The sequence below is a fragment of the Rhodopseudomonas palustris genome, assembly GCF_034479375.1.
Taxonomy (GTDB): domain Bacteria; phylum Pseudomonadota; class Alphaproteobacteria; order Rhizobiales; family Xanthobacteraceae; genus Rhodopseudomonas; species Rhodopseudomonas palustris_M.
Genome location: NZ_CP140155.1, coordinates 3,884,293 through 3,901,306 on the forward strand (window position 1 = coordinate 3,884,293; position 17,014 = coordinate 3,901,306).

Below are 17,014 nucleotides of genomic sequence, written 5' to 3' on the forward strand. Positions count from 1 at the left end.
GACTCCGTCGTTCGTTTTGGCCCATGATGGGAGCAGCGAGGCGGCGCGGTTTCGTCCGGTCCGGGATAGATAGCGAAACAATGCGGGCATTTGAACCACTTATCCGGAAGGCGGCCGCACGCCCGGACCGCGCCCGAGTCACGAATTCATGACCAAGCTTCCGCCCCGCGACTGGACCGAGATCCGCTGGCCGGAGATCGGCGACGCCGATCCGGCGCGCTGGATCGCGGTGCTGCCGCTCGCCGCCACCGAACAGCACGGCCCGCATCTGCCGCTCGGCACCGATTTGATCATCGCCCAAGCCTATCTGGCGCGGGTGCACGAGCTGTTACCGGCGGAGCTGCCGGCGACGTTCCTGCCGCTGCAGCCGGTCGGCCTGTCCACCGAACATCTGTCGTTTCCCGGCACGCTGACGCTGTCGACCGAAACCGCGCTGAAAAGCTGGACCGAGATCGGCGACAGCGTCGCCCGGGCCGGAATCCGCAAGCTGGTGATGGTGACCAGCCATGGCGGCAACAGCGCCGCGATGGGGCTGGTGGCGCAGGAGCTGCGGGCGCGGCACCGGATGCTGGCGGTGACCACCGGCTGGGCGCGGTTCGGCCTGCCGGACGGGCTGTTCGCGGCCGACGAACTGCGCCATGGCATCCATGGCGGCGCGGTCGAGACTTCGATCATGCTGGCGCATGCGCCGCACCTTGTCCGCACCGATCGGATCGCCGATTTCCGCCCCGCCACGGTGGCGATGGAGCGGGACTTCCGCTTTCTGTCGGCGCAGCGGCCGGCGCCGTTCGCCTGGGCGGCGCAGGACCTGCACCCGAGCGGCGCGATCGGCGATGCGACGGCCGCCACCGCCGACAAGGGCCGGCAGGCGCTCGACCACGGCGCCCGCGCCTTCTGCGAGCTGCTGGCCGATGTCGACCGCTTCGACCTCGCAGCATTCGGCGCCGCGCCGCAGGCCTGATACACGTCCTTCGAGAGTGATCTGGCGCACACGCGCCGCAGCGCCGGCCGAACCGCGGCCTCGATCGCGCCGACCACCCTGCATGCGGACCACGACGGGCCGCCTCGCACAGGATGGAGTTGTCAGATGTCGTTCAACAGCAAATTCGCCGCCCTCGCCCTCACCGCGATCGTCGCCGCCGGCGCGCTCGCCACCTCGACCCAGGCGCAGGCCAAGGGTCCCGGCCCCGCCTTCGGCGTCGCCGCCGGCCTGTTCGGCGCCGCGGTGGTCGGCAGCGCGATCGCCGCCGGCAGCCCGTATTACGTGGCCGGCTATCGCCACTGCGTCTGGGTGCCGCAATACAACTACTACGGCGCCTATATCGGCCGGGTCCGGGCCTGCGACTGAGCCGATCCACACGCGTGGAGTTGCGTCCGGCACGGGCGCCTCATCCACCCCGTGTCGGAGGCAGACCCGCCCGGCTGTCCCCCCGGGCGGGTCACTTCGTCGATGCACGACCAACAGTTGCATTCGGATTCCGCGCATCGCGATACCCGATACCTTGGCCGCCCCGTCACACGGGCGTAAAGATCGCGCGGCTAGAGGTCTTCTGGTAAGCAACGATCGCGTGCCCGGCACGGCGGCATGCGCTCGACGCAAACCGGCAAATCAGCCAAACCGTTCCTGGATTTCGACAGCTTGCGATCCATCAGCGAAGCTGTCCGGCGACTCGCGCGGCCAAGACCGCGCGATATTCATGTGAAGTCTGCAATGATCCATCAGCGACGCTGCGCGACCATGCGCCCAATCGTGACGACCGCGCTGATGCTCGGCGGCCTGGTGCTGCCGCAGGCCGCCGCCGCGGCCGACGCGCTGAAGGCGTTGCCGAGCCCGGCCACTGACTGGAGCGGCTTCTATGTCGGCGCCCATGCCGGCTATGTCCGCGGCCACGCCGATGCGGGTTTGCAGGATCCGACGTTCGCGGCGAGCCAGAGCAACGGCTCCGGCGGCGTCACCGCCGGCGCGCAGGCCGGCTACAATGTTCTGACGCGATCCGGCGTGCTGCTCGGCGTCGAGGCCGACATCTCGTTTCCGAGCTATCTGCCGGCCAATGCGGTGCTGTCCGAATTCGACAATGGTGCGTCGACGGCGCAGCAGCACATCGATTTCTACGGCACGCTGCGGGCCCGGCTCGGCGTTGCCGCGGGGCGATGGCTCGGCTACGTCACCGGCGGCCTCGCCTATCAGCACGAGCGCTATCTGACCGAACCCGGCTCCGGCAAGGTGCTGAACGGCCGGATCGGCTGGGCGGCGGGCGCGGGCCTGGAATACGGCTTCACGCCGCATTGGAGCGCCCGGATCGAATATCTCTACAGCGATTTTGGCAACGACTCGGTGGGGCTGCCGACCGGCGCCCGCTACGACACGCGGCTCGACCTGCAGACGCTGCGTGTCGGCGTCAATCGCCGGATCGACTGGCTGGGCGCGGGCGACACCGCTCCGTTCGCGGCGGTCGCCGATCCGGAGTCCGACCGCTGGGAAATCCATGGCCAGACCACCGTGGTCGGCCAGGGCTATCCGTCGTTCCGCGCGCCCTATAGCGGCGCCAATAGTCTCACGCCGAACGCGCAGTTCAAATCGACCTGGAGCTCCGGCCTGTTCGCCAATGTCCGGCTGTGGGACGGCGGCGAATTGTATCTCGGCCCGGAATTCCTGCAGGGCTTCGGGCTCAGCGACACCGTCGGCGTCGCCGGCTTCCCCAATGGCGAGGGGCAGAAATCCGGCTTCGCCTACCCGCATATCAGCCCGTCGCGCTTCTATCTGCGCCAGACCTTCGGCCTCGGCGGCGAGCAGGAACAGCTCGCCTCGAGCGCGTCGCAGCTCTCCGGCAAGGCCGACATCTCGCGGCTGACGCTGCAAGTCGGGCGCTTCAGCGTACTCGACGCGTTCGACGGCAACGCCTACGCGCACGATCCGCGCCGCGACTTCATGAACTGGTCGATCTGGGCCTCGGGCGCGTTCGATTACGCCGCCGACAAGCTCGGCCTCACCTACGGCGCCACCGCCGAACTGAACCAGAAGCAATGGGCGATCCGCGCCGGCTACTTCCTGGTGGACGCCGAATCCAACTCGAACAATTTCGACATGCGGCTGGGCCAGCGCGGCCAGTACGTCGCCGAGTTGGAGACGCGCTATGCGCTGTTCGGCCGGCCCGGCAAGCTGCGCACGCTGGCGTTCCTCAACAGCGTCTATGCCGGCAGCTATCGCGAGACGCTCGACAATCCGCTGCTGAACCTCGACATCAGCCAGACAAGGCGGGGCCGGATCAAATACGGCTACGCGCTCAATCTCGAACAGGCGCTGACCGAGGATATCGGCTTGTTCGGGCGCTGGAGCTGGAACGACGGCCGGAACGAGATCATGGCGTTCACCGATATCGACGACAGCCTGTCCGGCGGCGTCTCGATCCGCGGACTGCGCTGGGGCCGGCCGGACGACGTCATCGGCATCGCCGGCGCGACCAACGGGCTGTCGCGCGACCACCGCGATTTCCTCGCCGCCGGCGGGCTCGGCCCGCTGATCGGCGACGGCGCGCTCAACTATCGCCGCGAGAATTTGCTCGAGACCTACTACGCCTACGCGATCAACCGCGCCTGGACCGCGACGGCCGACTATCAGTTTATCGTCAACCCGGCCTACAACGCCGACCGCGGCCCGGTCTCGGTGTTCACCGCCCGGCTGCACGGGGAGTTCTGACGCCAGTTACTCGTAACCCAACTCTCTTTCGTCATGGCCGGGCTCGTCCCGGCCATCCACGTCTTTGCCTCACCGAGAGGCTCGAAACGTGGATGCCCGGGACGAGCCCGGGCATGACGGCGAATGGGGTTTGGCTCTTCGAGCCTCGAGCGCTTCATCGATTGATTGAAGCAATCCGGCCTTTCCAGAGGCACTGAGTCCTCATCCTGAGGAGCCCGGCGAAGCCGGGCGTCTCGAAGGATGGGGCAACGTAGTGCCGGTGGCACATGGTTCGAGACGGCGCTACGCGCCTCCTCACCATGAGGATGTACTTGTGGCTGCGCATCACCAAGCCTGATTCCACCTCAAGCAGAACGGCTCTTTTGCGGACGTCTACACCGCCGCCGCGAAGGTCTCGGCGCGCGCCATCGCCCAGGCGTGCTTGAAGCGGGGGTCGTCGGTGCCGTCGAGCAGTTCGCCTGGCCGCAGTGTCGGGTAGAGCTGCGCGAACGACACCACGTCCGACGACGAGGTGCGCTGCGAGAAATGGTGCGGGCGGATGTCCTGCGGATGATCGAGCCCGGCGGCCGCGATCAGTTCGGCCAGCGCGTGCAGCGTGGCGTGGTGATAATTGTAGACGCGGTCGATCTTGTCGGTCACCACCAGCGCGCGATAGCGCGACGGCTCCTGCGTCGTCACGCCGGTCGGGCAGCGATCGGTGTGGCAGCTCAGCGACTGGATGCAGCCGAGCGCGAACATGAAGCCGCGCCCCGAATTGCACCAGTCGGCGCCGAGCGCCATCGCGCGGGACATGTCGAAGGCGGTGGCGACCTTGCCGGCGGCGCCGATCCGGATGCGGTCGCGCAGGCCGACGCCGATCAGCGCGTTGTGGACGAAATTGACGCCCTCGCGCATCGGCATGCCGAGATGGTCCATGAACTCCAGCGGGGCTGCGCCGGTGCCGCCTTCGTTGCCGTCGACGACGATGAAGTCCGGCGTGATCCCGGTCGCCAGCATCGCCTTGCAGATCGCCAGAAACTCCCACGGATGGCCGATGCACAGCTTGAAGCCGGCCGGCTTGCCGCCCGACATCCGCCGCATCTCGGCGATGAAACGCAGCATCTCGATCGGCGTCGAAAACGCCTTGTGATAGGGCGGCGAGACGCAATCCTCGTCCATCGACACGCCGCGGATGCGCGAGATCTCTTCGGAGACTTTCGCCGCCGGCAGCACGCCGCCATGGCCCGGCTTGGCGCCCTGGCTGATTTTCAGCTCCACCATCTTGATCTGCTCGTCGGTGGCGCGGCGGGCGAAGGCCTCCGGATCGAACTGGCCGTCGCGGGTGCGGCAGCCGAAATAACCGGAGCCGATCTCCCAGATCAGATCGCCGCCGTTTTCCTGATGATAGGGGCTGACGCCGCCCTCGCCGGTGTCGTGGGCGAAGCCGCCCTTCCTGGCGCCGGCATTGAGCGCCCGAATTGCATTCGGGCTGAGCGCGCCGAAACTCATCGCCGAGATGTTGAATACCGAGGCCGAGTAAGGCTTCGTACAATCCGGCCCGCCGATCGTGACGCGGAAGTGCTCCTCGGCATGCGGCCGCGGCGCCACCGAATGATGCATCCACTCGTAGCCCTGCTCGTAGACGTCCTTCTGGGTGCCGAACGGCCGCTTGTCGAGCACCATCTTGGCGCGCTGATAGATCAGCGCGCGGGTGTCGCGGCTGAACGGCTTGCCGTCCTTCTCGCTCTCGAAGAAATACTGCCGCATCTCGGGGCGGATTTCCTCGAGCAGGAATCGCAGATGCGCCGAGATCGGATAGTTGCGCAGCACCGCGTGGTTCTTCTGCAGCAGATCGCGGATGCCGAGCAGCGTCAGCGCGCTGAACACCAGCGCGAGCGCCAGCAGCACCCCGAACAGCTTGGTGTGATAATCGACGACCGCGATCGACGCGAACAAGGCGGCGAGCACCGCGCAGATCGTCAGCGCGATGTAGCGCGGCGAGAAAGGAAGCAGGATCGTTTCCATGAAATCTCCGCGAGCCGGGCGGCGCTCCGGCCTGTTGTCGTCCGCTCCGAATGCGGACCGCATCCGCACACGGGCGCGGCGCGTTCTATAGCACGGCGAATGCAACGCGATAACGGCGACCGGTCGGCTGGATCACGCCTCGGTGATCCGCTAGGTTGCGGCCACGAGTCGTTCGGAAGCCGCCGCGCGACGGGCGGGGCCCTCATGCCACAGTTGCAGGATTTCCGACGCGGCAGACCGGGCTTCTATCCCGATCAGGCGATCTATGCCGAATACGCCTGCGCCCGGCTCGGACTCGGCTTTCACGAGCTCGATGGCGGCACGGGTCTTCTGTTCAGCGTCGCCTCGGCTTCGCGGGAAATTTGCTTCGGCGGCGGGCGCTGCTCGTATTATCCGCAGAACAACGCCACCGCGTCGTCGCTGGCGACCGACAAATATCTCGCCGATGCGCTGCTGCGACGCGCCGGGCTGGCGACGCTCGGCGGGCGCTATTTCTTCCTGCACGATCGGCACCGCGCGCTGCGGCCCGCGGGACACGAACGCAGCGACGCGCTGGACTATCTCGAAGCCCTCGGCGGCCGCGCCTTCGCCAAGCCGCTGACCGGATCGCGCGGCGACTTCGCACGGCCGGTCGACGGCGGCGCGGCGCTCGCCTCGTATCTCGACGAGGTGGCGCGCATCTACGATTCCGTGCTGATCCAGCCGGTCGCCGCCGGCCACGAGTATCGCATCTTCGTGATCGACGGCGAGGTGCTGTACAGCGCGCGCAAGCGACCGCCGTTCTTGATCGGCGATGGCGTGCACACGCTGCGCGAGCTTTTGCGCCATCACGATCGCGCGTTGCGCGACATCGGCCTGTCCGACACGGCCAGCGACGACGCTGCCTTCGACGAGGTGCCGGCGGCCGGGGAGCTGCGCGCGATCGAGGGCCGGATGAATCTCAGCGCCGGCGGCACGATGACGATGGACGACGCCGGCGCCGCGGCGATCGCGGCGGCGATCAGCGCGGTCCGCGCGCTCGGGCTGCGGCTCGGCGCGGTCGATCTGTTCGTCGACCCGGAGCGGCGCGATGCGGTGCAAGTGATCGAGGTCAACTCCAATCCGGCGATCCGCTTTCTGGAAACATGCGGCCGCGACGATCTGATTCTCGCGATCTGGCGGCATACGTTCACGACGACGGGATTGTTGTAGATGTTCGACCTGCCCAAATACGGCGAAGGGATCTGTCTGGCGCGGCTCGCCGCGGTGCTCGACCGGCTCGGCGTCGATCGCGTATCGCTGCAACGGAAAGCCATCGCGATCTGTGGCTCCAACGGCAAGGGCTCGACCGCGGCGTTCACCGCGAGCATCGGCCGCGCCCATGGCCTGCGCACCGGGCTGTTCACCTCGCCGCATCTCTATCGTTTCAACGAGCGCTTCCGGATCGACGGCGTGCCGATCCCTCACGAGGCGCTGACGCCGCTGCTGACACGCGTGACGGCGGTGGTCGCCGATGTTTCGGCGCAGCGCGGCGAACAATTCGGCGCGTTCGAGGCGCAGTTCGCGCTGGCCTGTTTGTACTTCCAGCAGGAGAATTGCGACCTCGTGGTGTGCGAGGCCGGGATCGGCGGCCGCTACGATCCGACCCGGCTGCTCGGCGCGCGCGTGAGCTGCGTCACCTCGGTCGATCTCGAACACACCGCGCTGCTCGGCCATTCGCTCGAACTGATCGCCGCCGACAAGAGCGACGCCTGCGCGGCCGGCGGCACCATCGTCTATGGCGAGAACTGCCGGCCGTTGCGGGATCAGCTCGCCGAATACAATCGCAGCCGGCGTGTCGATGCGCTCTATGTCCGCGACGAGATCGGCATCGAAGCCGAGACCATCGCCGATGCGCGACAGCGCTTCGATCTGCGGATCGGCCGGGCCGGCTACGCCGCGCTGGAGACGTCGCTGCTCGGCGCGTTCCAGCTCAACAACGCCGCGATCGCCGCGACGCTGTTCGCGCTGTGGCTGGAGCGGAGCGCAGGCACCCACGATCCCGCGCGCGTCGAGGCCGCGATCCGCGACGGCTTGCGCGAGACGCGCTGGCCGGGGCGGCTGGAGACGATCGGCACGGCGCCGCTGACGGTGATCGATGTCGGCCACACCCCGGACGGCATCCGCCAGGCGCTGGCCGGGCTCCACGCCGCGCATGGCGACAACGGCTGGATTCTGGTGCTCGGCGTGTCGCGCGACAAGGCCGCAGCCGAGATCGTCGACGCGCTGGCGCCGGCGTTCGACAGCATCGTCTGCAGCTCGGCGCATCACAAGGGCGCGCCCGCCGAACTGATCGCAGAGGCCGCGCGCGCGGCCAATTCGCGCGCGGAGATCTACACGGCGGCGACCGTCGCCGACGCGGTGCGCGAGGCACGCGCGCTGGCCGAGCGGATGAACGCGCGGATCTACGTCGCCGGCGGGCTGTTTCTCGCGATCGAATTCGCCACGATCCTGCGCGGCGGCCGCGCCGAGGATCTGCGGTTTTTCTGACGCGCGCGAATTGAAAGTTGCGCGCAGCAACGGCGCCGACTAGCGTCCGCCGCCAAACGCGACAACAACACTGCATTCAGGGAGAGCCAACATGACCGCCGTCAACCGCCAGGTGCTGCTGATCGAGAAGCCGAAGGAGAAGCTCGGGCCGGAGCATTTCCGCATGGCGGAAGCGGCGGTGCCGGAGCCGAAGGACGGCGAGGCGCTGGTCCGCGTGCGCTACATTTCGCTCGACGCCGCCAACCGCGCCTGGATGCAGGGCGCGACCTATCGGGCCGCGGTCGAGACCGACAGCGTGATGCCCGGCGGCGGCATCGCCGAGGTTGTGAGCTCGAAAGCCGAGGGATTGTCGCCCGGCGACATCGTGTTCGGCGACACCGGCTGGCAGGACTACGCGGCGCTGCCGGCCAAGCATCTCACCAAGCTGCCGAAGGTCGAGCCGCTGACGCATCTCTTGAGCGTCTACGGCATCGCCGGCCTCACCGCTTATTTCGGCCTGCTCGACATCGGCCGGCCGAAAGCCGGCGAGACCGTGGTGGTGTCGGCCGCGGCAGGCTCGGTCGGCTCGATCGTCGGGCAGATTGCCAAGATCAAGGGCTGCCGCGTCGTCGGCATCGCCGGCGGCAAGGCCAAGTGCGACTGGCTGGTCAACGAGCTCGGCTTCGACGCCGCGGTCGACTACAAGGACGGCGCGCTGTTCAAGGCGCTGCGCGCCGCGGCGCCGAACGGCATCGACGTGTATTTCGACAATGTCGGCGGCGACATTCTCGAGGCCTGCCTGGCGCAGATGAATCTCAAGGGCCGCATCGCCTGCTGCGGCGCGGTCTCGCAATACGACCGCACCCCGTCGGCCACCGGCCCGCGCGGCATCCCCGGCCTGATCGTGGTGAAGCGGCTGATCATGCAGGGCTTCATCGTGATGGACTACATGGACCAGCGCGACGAGGCGGTCGCCAAGCTGCAAGCCTGGGTCGAAAGCGGCAAGCTGAAAGTGCAGGAAGACGTCATCGACGGTCTGGAGAACACCCCGGCCGCGCTGATCGGCCTGCTGGCGGGGGAGAACAGGGGGAAGCGGATGGTGAGGGTGTGAGCCGAGCTTCGCACCGAGCTATCAACCCGTCATGGCCGGGCTTGTCCCGGCCATCCACGTCTCTTTCGCGGTCGCCGGCGCAAGGCGTGGATGCCCGGGACGAGCCCGGGCATGACGAGTCAGTGCATCAAAGTTCAGGCTTCGCTTGAGATGAGTCCGGCGCGCAGGGCGCGTTGGCGATCCCGGGATGACTCGAACATCCGACCTACGGTTTAGGAAACCGCCGCTCTATCCGGCTGAGCTACGGGACCGGCCGGCCGCGGCGTGCCGCGGGCGTCGGGAATCCACATAGCAGAGGGGGCGGCGGATCGCCACCCCCGGAATGGGCGATCCGGCACAGCACCGGCGGGGCGACCCACACCACCAGCGGTCATCGCCCGGCTTGTCCGGGCGACCCAGTATTCCAGTGAGCTGGCGATCATCTTTTGCGCTCTGGAATACTGGGCCCTCCGCTTTCGCGGAGGGTGACGGTTGGGGGTGGGGCGGGCGCCGCGACTCGACAACCGCTCGGCACCGCTTTGGCAGCACGGTGCAACCTTGGCAGCGCCGTCGCGGCTTCGTCACACTTCGATTAGTCCGCGGCAAATTGCCTTCGCCTTGTTCTCGCCGTGGCCGGCTCCTATCTGGTTCCGGACGGCGAACGAAACGCCGCGCCTGGGCGTTGTCATCGGCTCGGGGAGCGTGACGGTTCAAAGGGAGGCCACGATGGGTTTGATGGATATCCTCAATGGTATGCAGAACGGCCCGCGCGGCGCCGCCGATCCCAACGACAAGAGCGGCGGGATGTCCAAGTTCACCATGGCGATCCTCGCGCTGCTTGCCTACAAGGCCTACAAGCATGTGACGACGCCGGATGCGCAGGCGCCGGCCGGCCAGGGCCGCACGACCTCTGTGCCGTCGTCCCGCCCGCCCTTGCCGCGCGACACCGTCAATGCCGGGATGCCCGGTGGCGGATCTGGCGGCGGGCTGAGTGACCTGCTCAAGGGCGGACTCGGCGGCCTGCTCGCCGGCGGCGCGGCGGGCAGCATCCTGTCCGGCGGGCTCGGCGACCTGATGAAACAGTTTCAGACCAGCGGGCTCGGCGACGCCGCCGAATCGTGGGTCGGCCGCGGCGAGAACAAGCCAATCGGCCCGAACGATCTCGCCAACGCGCTCGGCGCCGACCAGCTCGACATGCTGACGCAGCAGACCGGGATGTCGCGTGACGAACTGCTCGACGGCCTCAGCCGGCAATTGCCGCAATTCGTCGATCAGCTCACGCCGGACGGACGGCTGCCGACCGAGGACGAAGCCTCGCGCTGGGTCTGATGGTTTCGACGCGTTGACCGACGCTGAGCGTTTCGGAAAGGACGGTTGCCCATGACTGGTATCCTCTGGATCATCCTGGTCGGCTTCGTCGCCGGCATTATCGCGCGGTTTCTCTCGCCGGGACCGAACAATCCGCAGGGCTTCCTGCTGACCACGGTGCTGGGCATCGCCGGCGCGTTTCTGGCCACCGCGATCGGCCAGATGATCGGGCATTACGGGCCCAACCAGGGCGCCGGCTTCATCACCGCCACGATCGGCGCGGTGCTGGTGCTGTTCATCTGGAACCGGCTGGTGGCGCGGCGGGTGATCTCCGATCCCGGCAACCGCTACCTCGATCGCTGAAACGCAAACGGCCCGGTGTCATCACCGGGCCGTTTCGTTACAGGTCGCGTGGCCGGCTCAGCCGAGATGCATGCCGGCATCCATCCGCACCAGCTCGCCGGTCATGCTGCTGGATTTCGGCGTCGCCAGGAAGCACACCAGCTCGGCGATATCCTCCGGGCTCGAGGCGATCTTCAGCGGCACCTTCGCCACCACCATGTCGCGGACCTGCTTGGCCTCTTCGGCGCCGCGGCCCTTGGTGAACCACGGCGTGTCGATATAGCCCGGGCAGATCGCGTTGACGCGGATGTTCGGCGCCAGCGCGCGCGACAGCGACAGCGTCATGGTGTTGAGCGCGCCCTTGCTGGCCGCATAGGCGATCGACGAGCCGATGCCGCTGACGCCGGCGACCGACGACACGTTGACCACCGCCGAGGCGCGGCCCGCCGCCTTGGCGCCGGCCGACAGCAGCGACCGCGCGGCGCGGACCATCTGATACGGGCCGATGGTGTTGACCGCGTAGAGCCGCTGGAAATCCTCCGCCGACAACTGATCGAGCAGATGATGCGAGACGTGCTTGGTGATGCCGGCATTGTTGATCAGCGCGTCGAGCCCGCCCCAAGGCGCGGCGGCTTCGACGATGCGCTTGCAGTCGTCGTCCTTCGACACGTCGCCCTGCACCACCACGACCTCGGCGGCGCCGAGCTTGCGGCACTCCTCCGCGGTGGTCTCGGCGTCGGCCTGGCTGGACGAATAGTTGATCACGAGTCGGGCGCCGTCGCGCGCCAGGATCTTCGCGGTGGCGGCGCCGAGGCCGGAGGCCGATCCCGTCACGATCACATTCAGTCCGTTCGTCGCCATCTTCGCTCCCTGTTGTTCGACGTGCGCGCCGCGCTGCGGGCAGCACCATATCGGCTGCGACGCGTGGGGCAAGCGGCCTCAACCCGCATCGCGGAATAACTCCATGCCGCCGCCGCAGACCGCTCCGCGGCGGCGACGCTTGTCATCGCTTGCGCTTTTCCGCATCATGCCGCGCAACAAACAAGGCTGCTCCCCTGTCCGCTTCGCGGGCTGCGATGAGGGTGCGCGAATGGGGAACGCTGTGACGGAGACCGACAATATCGTCGTCGAGACCGCGGAGAAGATCTTCGCCGACCTCGCCGATGCGCAGAGCATCAATTCCGACAAGCAGGGTTCTTGGAAAGCGCCGCTGTGGCAGGCGCTGAGCGAGTCCGGATTGCCGCTGTCGTGGGTGCCGGAAGATTGCGACGGCTCCGGCGCCAGCCTCGCCGAAGGCTTCGCGGTGCTGAACGCCGCCGGCCGCGCCGGGCTCGCGGCGCCGCTGGCCGAGACGATGCTCGCCGGCTGGTTGCTGGCGCAGGCCAAGATCGCGTCGCCGGAAGGCGCGATGACGATCGCGCCGGTGCATCCGAAGGATCGCATCACGCTCGGCGTCGACGGCACGTTGACCGGCCGCGCGCGCGGCGTGCCGTTCGCGCAGGACGCGCAGTTCATCGCGGTGCTGGCGCACAGCAAGGAGATCGTCGTCGTCGCGCTGGTCGAGGCGGCCGCGTGCCGGATCGAGCATGGAATCGGGCTCGGCGGCGATCCGTCGGATACGGTGACGTTCGACGGGGTGACGCCGCTGACCTTCGCGGTCGCGCCGCAAGGCTTCGATCAGACCGCGCTGTTGCTGATGGGCGCGGTGGCGCGCAGCCTGCAGATCGCGGGCGCGCTGGAGACGCTGCTGGAGATCAGCGTCGGCTACGCCAACGAGCGCGTCGCCTTCGAAAAGAAGATCGCGAAATTCCAGGCGGTGCAGCACAATCTGGCGAAGCTCGCCGGCGAAACCTCCGCCGCGCTGGCGGCCGCGACCTCGGCGGCCGACACGCTGGCGAATGCGACATCGTTCGACGACGCCGTGATGCTCGAAGCGGCCGCCGCCAAGATCCGTTGCGCCGAGGCCGCCGAAAGAGGCGCGGCGATCGCCCATCAGGTGCATGGCGCGATCGGCTTCACCGCCGAACACATCCTGCATCGCTATTCGCTGCGCGCGCTCGGCTGGCGCGACGATTTCGGCAATGAGAGCCATTGGGCGGTCGCGCTCGGCCGCATGGTGGCGGCGCGCGGCGCCGACGATCTGTGGCCGCTGGTCGCCTCGCGCTGATCGCCCCGAAACCCGACGAGACACATCATGACCGCCGCCCTCCGTTTCGATCCGATCCGCCTGCCGCCCGTCTGCGAGGAGCTGCGCAAGGAAGTCCGCGCCTTCCTCGCCGAGGAGATCGCCGTCGGCACCTTCGATCCGCACAAGCCGCAGCGTGAAGACTCCGACGCGCCGGAATTCTCCCGCCGCGTCGGCGCGCGCGGCTGGCTCGGCATGACCTGGCCCAAGCAATATGGCGGGCACGAGCGCACGTTTCTCGAGCGCTACGTCGTCACCGAGGAAATGCGCGTCGCCAACGCGCCGACCCGGCGGTTCTTCGTCGCCGACCGCCAGAGCGGCCCGGTGCTGCTGAAATACGCGCCCGAGCACATCAAGATGGACATCCTGCCGCGGATCTGTCGCGGCGAATTGTGCTTCGCGATCGGCATGAGCGAGCCGAATTCCGGCTCCGACCTGTTCGCCGCCAAGACCAAGGCGACCAAGACCGACGGCGGCTATCTGATCAACGGCGCCAAGATCTGGACCACCTCGGCCCACATGGCCGACTACATGATCGCGATCTTCCGCACCTCGCCGCCGACCAAGGAGAACCGCCGCCACGGCCTGACGCAGTTCCTGGTCGACATGAAATCGCCGGGCATCAAGGTCAATCCGATCGGGCAGATCACCGGGCAGCACGAATTCAACGAGGTGGTGTTCACCGACGCCTTCGTGCCGGACGATCATCTGCTGGGCGAGATCGACGGCGCCTGGAAGCAGGCGACTTCCGAACTCGCTTACGAGCGCTCCGGGCCGGAGCGTTTTCTCGAGACCTACTACGTGCTGACCGAACTGGTGCGCGCGCTCGGCCCCGAGCCGGACACCCGCGGCGCCGAGGGTATCGGCCGGCTGGTGGCGCAGCTCCACACCATGCGGCGGATGTCGGTGTCGGTCGCCGGCATGCTGCAGGCCGGCAAGGAGCCGGTGGTGGAAGCCTCGATCGTCAAAGACATCGGCACGATCTGGGAGCAGCAATTGCCGCACCGGGTGCGCGAACTATCCGCCTTCGTCGACGGCGAGGCCTCGAACCACGCCACGCTCGACGAACTCACCGCCTTCGCCACCAAACTGGCGCCCAAACTCACGATTCAGGGTGGCACCACCGAGGTGCTGCGCGGCATCATCGCGCGCGGGCTCGGCCTGCGCTGAACAGCGCGCCCAAAAGATCAAGGAATACCTCATGACCACCAAGGATATTGCCGTCGAAATCACCGGCCACGTCGCGCTGATCGAGATCCGGCGGCCGCCGCTGAACTTTTTCGACATCGCGCTGATCCAGCAGATCGCCGATGCGCTCGACGCCATCGACGCCGATCCGGAGATCCGCGCCACCGTGCTGGCGGCGCAGGGCAAGGCGTTCTGCGCCGGCGCCAATTTCGGCGATCCGGCGCGGCAGGAGGTCGATCCCGCGGCCGCCAAAGGCGACCCCGCTGACAGCCTCGGCCAGATCGGCCATCTGTACATCGAGGCGGTCAGGATTTTTCGGGCCAAGAAGCCGATCGTCGCGGCGATCCATGGCGCCGCGATCGGCGGCGGGCTCGGGCTCGCGGTGTCGGCGGATTTCCGCGTCACCTGCCCGGAGGCGCGGTTTTCGGCGAACTTCACCAAGCTGGGCTTCCATCCCGGCTTCGGCCTCACCGTGACGCTGCCGGAGTTGATCGGGCGCAACAATGCCGAGCTGATGTTCTACACGTCGCGCCGCGTCACCGGCGAGGACGCGGTGAAGATGGGGCTGGCCAACGAACTGGTACCGTTGAATGAAGTGCGTAGCGCGGCGCTGAAGCTCGCCCGCGAGATCGCCGAATGCGCCCCGCTCGGCCTGTTGTCCACCCGCGCGACGATGCGCGCCACGCTGGCCGACCGGGTGATGGAAGCGACCAGGCACGAACTCGCCGAACAGACCAGGCTGCGCTCCACCGAAGACTTCAAGGAAGGCGTCAAAGCCACCGAAGAACGCCGCATCGCGCATTTCAAGGGGCGGTGACTGGACCTTGCTCCCAGCAGGGCGTCATCGTGTGGCACAGCCCTCATGGTGAGGAGGCGCAAAGCGCCGTCTCGAACCATGAGTAGTTGCGCACGGCGGGTGCCCGTTGCCCATCCTTCGAGACGCCCGGCTTCGCTCTTCGAGCTGCGCCGGGCTCCTCAGGATGAGGTCGGCTATGTGGCGATAAACATAGTATGAGTTCGTCATTCCGGGGCGCCGCGCAGCGGCGAACCCGGAATCCCGAGATTCTGAAGGTCGAGATTCCGGGTTCGCTCGCTTCGCGAGCGCCCCGGAATGACTCGTGGTTAGGTGGAGAGCCTGAACTCAACCCCGGCGAGCGTGAAGCCGGCGCTGGTTGTCGCGACGCCTTGAGCCTTCGCGGCCTCGCGAATTTTCGCCGCATCGGCGACCTTGAACGTCAGCGCCGTCATCGCCTCGTTGTCACCGCGGACGAAACGCAAGTTCGCGTTCGGCAATTGCAATTCGGCGACGCCGTCGGTGCCGGCATGGACGGGCAGTTCGAGAATCCGTCCCCAGTGCGCCGCGAGGTCGGCGGGGTCGGGGCTCTGCAGCTCGACGGATACCAGCGCCTGCGTCGTATCGGTGCGGATCGCGTTGGCCCAGTCCGGGCCGGCGGGCGGATAAGCGCCGCGGATGTTGTCGCTGCCGTCAGTATGATTCAGTTCGATGAAGGCGGCGCGGCAATCGCGCGGATGCAGTTGCACGCCGTGATAGGGCGCGTGGTCGATCACATTGGCGGTGCGGACGCCGAGCGTGGCGGCGTGGCGGCTGCGCGCGTCCGGATCGTCGCAGCAGAAGATCGCCATGTAGCCGCCGCGACCGCCGGTCTTTTCGAGAAAGCGCCCGGCCGCGGTGCCCGGCTGGATCGGCGCGACGATTTCCAGCAGCGTGGTGTCGACCGGGATCAGCACGTTCTCTAGGCCGTATTTGCCGACATGGGGATCGCGGTAGCAGATGTTCAATCCGAGAATCGCGGCGATCTGCGACGCGGCGGGTTCGATGGCGTCGGCGACGAGGCAGATCTGGCGCAGGCGGAGGAACGGCGCCATCGTCAGCGTCCCTGAAACACGGCTGCGCGCTTCTCCACGAAAGCCGCTGCGGCTTCCTTGTGATCGGCGGTCTCTGCGCAGCGCGAATGATGCAGCGCCTCGGCGTCGAAACAGGCTTCGAGCGACAGCGTCTGCGCGTTGGTGATGTTGGTCTTGATGTAGCCCAGCGTCACGCTCGGCCCTTGCGCCAGCGACAGCGCCAGCTCCCGCGCGGCGCTCTCGACCTCGACGTCGGGCACCACGCGGCTGACGATGCCGAGCGCCAACGCGTCCTGCGCGGTGAGCACCGGCGAGGTCAGATACAGGTCGCGCGCCTTGGCGGCGCCGATCAGATGCGTGAGGAAATAGGTGCCGCCGAAATCGCCGGACAGCCCGACCTTGGCGAAGGCGGTGGTGATCTTGGCGCCGCTACCCGCAACGCGCAGGTCGCAGGCCAGCGCCATCGACAGCCCGGCGCCGGCCGCCGCGCCGTCGATCTGCGCCACCACGGGCTTCGGCATCTGATGCAGGATGCGCGAGACTTCCATGCCGCGGCGCAGATTGGCGACCTTCTGTTCGAGCGGCGGCGGGTCGCCGGCCGCCGCCATCGACTTGACGTCGCCGCCGACGCAGAACGTGCCGCCGGCGCCCTTCAGCAACACCGCGCGTACCTGCGGATCGTCCTTGGCGCGATGCGCCGCCTCGACCAGCCCGCGGATCATGTCCTGATTGAGCGCATTGCGCCGGTCGGGCCGGTTCATGGTGATGGTGAGCAGGCCCTGGTCGAGATGCTGCAGGACGACGTCGGTCATGGGGCGGATGTTCCTTGTGTTTCTATTGTCTCGTT

15 protein-coding genes and 1 tRNA gene are annotated in these 17,014 nt (G+C 67.7%); 11 read left to right on the forward strand and 5 right to left on the reverse strand.

Features of this window, described 5'->3' with window-relative positions; genetic code table 11:
- Positions 1–148 precede the first annotated feature (148 nt).
- From SR870_RS17500 to SR870_RS17510, 3 genes are all read left to right on the forward strand, one after another.
- Positions 149–961, forward strand: coding sequence for a creatininase family protein (locus SR870_RS17500; RefSeq protein ID WP_322514813.1), 813 nt, complete (start codon positions 149–151; stop codon positions 959–961).
- A gap of 126 nt (positions 962–1,087) precedes the next feature.
- Positions 1,088–1,348: a hypothetical protein gene (locus SR870_RS17505; protein WP_322514814.1), complete on the forward strand. Its 261-nt coding sequence runs from the start codon at positions 1,088–1,090 to the stop codon at positions 1,346–1,348.
- Positions 1,349–1,738: 390 nt separating this feature from the next.
- On the forward strand, positions 1,739–3,697 hold the full coding sequence (locus tag SR870_RS17510; RefSeq protein ID WP_322514815.1) for a carbohydrate porin: 1,959 nt from the start codon (positions 1,739–1,741) through the stop codon (positions 3,695–3,697).
- 372 nt (positions 3,698–4,069) lie between these two features.
- Here SR870_RS17510 and SR870_RS17515 read toward each other — a convergent pair whose 3' ends face one another.
- Entirely contained in the window at positions 4,070–5,701 is a 1,632-nt protein-coding gene (locus tag SR870_RS17515; protein ID WP_322514816.1) for an FMN-binding glutamate synthase family protein, read from the reverse strand.
- Positions 5,702–5,905: 204 nt separating this feature from the next.
- On the opposite strand from SR870_RS17515, the gene SR870_RS17520 reads away from it, so the two are divergent.
- From SR870_RS17520 to SR870_RS17530, 3 genes are all read left to right on the forward strand, one after another.
- Positions 5,906–6,892, forward strand: coding sequence for a hypothetical protein (locus SR870_RS17520; RefSeq protein WP_322514817.1), 987 nt, complete (start codon positions 5,906–5,908; stop codon positions 6,890–6,892).
- Positions 6,893–8,209 (forward strand): bifunctional folylpolyglutamate synthase/dihydrofolate synthase, encoded by a 1,317-nt coding sequence (locus SR870_RS17525; RefSeq protein ID WP_322514818.1) that lies wholly within the window; start codon positions 6,893–6,895, stop codon positions 8,207–8,209. It abuts the gene before it with no gap.
- A 91-nt stretch (positions 8,210–8,300) separates the two neighbouring features.
- Positions 8,301–9,299, forward strand: a complete 999-nt coding sequence (locus SR870_RS17530; RefSeq protein ID WP_322514819.1) for an NADP-dependent oxidoreductase — start codon at positions 8,301–8,303, stop codon at positions 9,297–9,299.
- A 174-nt stretch (positions 9,300–9,473) separates the two neighbouring features.
- On the opposite strand, the gene SR870_RS17535 is transcribed toward SR870_RS17530, so the two are convergent.
- A tRNA-Arg gene (locus tag SR870_RS17535) sits at positions 9,474–9,550 on the reverse strand.
- 454 nt (positions 9,551–10,004) lie between these two features.
- Here SR870_RS17535 and SR870_RS17540 point away from each other — a divergent pair.
- Together SR870_RS17540 and SR870_RS17545 are read left to right on the forward strand one after the other, a co-directional pair.
- The gene (locus SR870_RS17540) at positions 10,005–10,607 is read left to right on the forward strand and encodes a YidB family protein (protein WP_322514820.1); all 603 of its coding nucleotides are present in this window, start codon (positions 10,005–10,007) and stop codon (positions 10,605–10,607) included.
- A 51-nt stretch (positions 10,608–10,658) separates the two neighbouring features.
- Positions 10,659–10,949 carry a GlsB/YeaQ/YmgE family stress response membrane protein gene (locus SR870_RS17545; protein WP_322514821.1) on the forward strand — a complete coding sequence of 97 codons (291 nt, stop codon included), beginning with the start codon at positions 10,659–10,661 and terminating at the stop codon, positions 10,947–10,949.
- Between the two features lie 57 nt (positions 10,950–11,006).
- On the opposite strand, the gene SR870_RS17550 is transcribed toward SR870_RS17545, so the two are convergent.
- Complete coding sequence (locus tag SR870_RS17550) at positions 11,007–11,789, reverse strand: SDR family oxidoreductase (protein ID WP_322514822.1); 783 nt, start codon at positions 11,787–11,789, stop codon at positions 11,007–11,009.
- 241 nt (positions 11,790–12,030) lie between these two features.
- On the opposite strand from SR870_RS17550, the gene SR870_RS17555 reads away from it, so the two are divergent.
- The 3 genes from SR870_RS17555 to SR870_RS17565 are packed head-to-tail and all read left to right on the forward strand — an operon-like array spanning position 12,031 to position 15,118.
- The gene (locus SR870_RS17555) at positions 12,031–13,095 is read left to right on the forward strand and encodes an acyl-CoA dehydrogenase family protein (protein ID WP_322518292.1); all 1,065 of its coding nucleotides are present in this window, start codon (positions 12,031–12,033) and stop codon (positions 13,093–13,095) included.
- 27 nt (positions 13,096–13,122) lie between these two features.
- Positions 13,123–14,283: an acyl-CoA dehydrogenase family protein gene (locus tag SR870_RS17560; RefSeq protein ID WP_322514823.1), complete on the forward strand. Its 1,161-nt coding sequence runs from the start codon at positions 13,123–13,125 to the stop codon at positions 14,281–14,283.
- A 31-nt stretch (positions 14,284–14,314) separates the two neighbouring features.
- Positions 14,315–15,118 (forward strand): enoyl-CoA hydratase/isomerase family protein, encoded by an 804-nt coding sequence (locus SR870_RS17565; RefSeq protein ID WP_322514824.1) that lies wholly within the window; start codon positions 14,315–14,317, stop codon positions 15,116–15,118.
- 305 nt (positions 15,119–15,423) lie between these two features.
- On the opposite strand, the gene SR870_RS17570 is transcribed toward SR870_RS17565, so the two are convergent.
- Positions 15,424–16,188, reverse strand: coding sequence for a VOC family protein (locus tag SR870_RS17570; RefSeq protein ID WP_322514825.1), 765 nt, complete (start codon positions 16,186–16,188; stop codon positions 15,424–15,426).
- Between the two features lie 2 nt (positions 16,189–16,190).
- A complete protein-coding gene (locus tag SR870_RS17575) occupies positions 16,191–16,979 on the reverse strand; it encodes an enoyl-CoA hydratase (RefSeq protein ID WP_322514826.1) in 789 nt (262 codons plus the stop codon).
- Between the last annotated feature and the right edge of the window lie 35 nt (positions 16,980–17,014).

Coding starts and splice junctions, on each gene's coding strand:
- SR870_RS17575 (WP_322514826.1), bottom strand. CDS start 16,979: ATGACCGACGTCGTCCTGCAGCATCTCGACCAGGGCCTGCTCACCATC.
- SR870_RS17560 (WP_322514823.1), top strand. CDS start 13,123: ATGACCGCCGCCCTCCGTTTCGATCCGATCCGCCTGCCGCCCGTCTGC.
- SR870_RS17550 (WP_322514822.1), bottom strand. CDS start 11,789: ATGGCGACGAACGGACTGAATGTGATCGTGACGGGATCGGCCTCCGGC.
- SR870_RS17520 (WP_322514817.1), top strand. CDS start 5,906: ATGCCACAGTTGCAGGATTTCCGACGCGGCAGACCGGGCTTCTATCCC.
- SR870_RS17515 (WP_322514816.1), bottom strand. CDS start 5,701: ATGGAAACGATCCTGCTTCCTTTCTCGCCGCGCTACATCGCGCTGACG.
- SR870_RS17505 (WP_322514814.1), top strand. CDS start 1,088: ATGTCGTTCAACAGCAAATTCGCCGCCCTCGCCCTCACCGCGATCGTC.
- SR870_RS17540 (WP_322514820.1), top strand. CDS start 10,005: ATGGGTTTGATGGATATCCTCAATGGTATGCAGAACGGCCCGCGCGGC.
- SR870_RS17500 (WP_322514813.1), top strand. CDS start 149: ATGACCAAGCTTCCGCCCCGCGACTGGACCGAGATCCGCTGGCCGGAG.
- SR870_RS17570 (WP_322514825.1), bottom strand. CDS start 16,188: ATGGCGCCGTTCCTCCGCCTGCGCCAGATCTGCCTCGTCGCCGACGCC.
- SR870_RS17565 (WP_322514824.1), top strand. CDS start 14,315: ATGACCACCAAGGATATTGCCGTCGAAATCACCGGCCACGTCGCGCTG.
- SR870_RS17530 (WP_322514819.1), top strand. CDS start 8,301: ATGACCGCCGTCAACCGCCAGGTGCTGCTGATCGAGAAGCCGAAGGAG.
- SR870_RS17525 (WP_322514818.1), top strand. CDS start 6,893: ATGTTCGACCTGCCCAAATACGGCGAAGGGATCTGTCTGGCGCGGCTC.
- SR870_RS17545 (WP_322514821.1), top strand. CDS start 10,659: ATGACTGGTATCCTCTGGATCATCCTGGTCGGCTTCGTCGCCGGCATT.
- SR870_RS17510 (WP_322514815.1), top strand. CDS start 1,739: ATGCGCCCAATCGTGACGACCGCGCTGATGCTCGGCGGCCTGGTGCTG.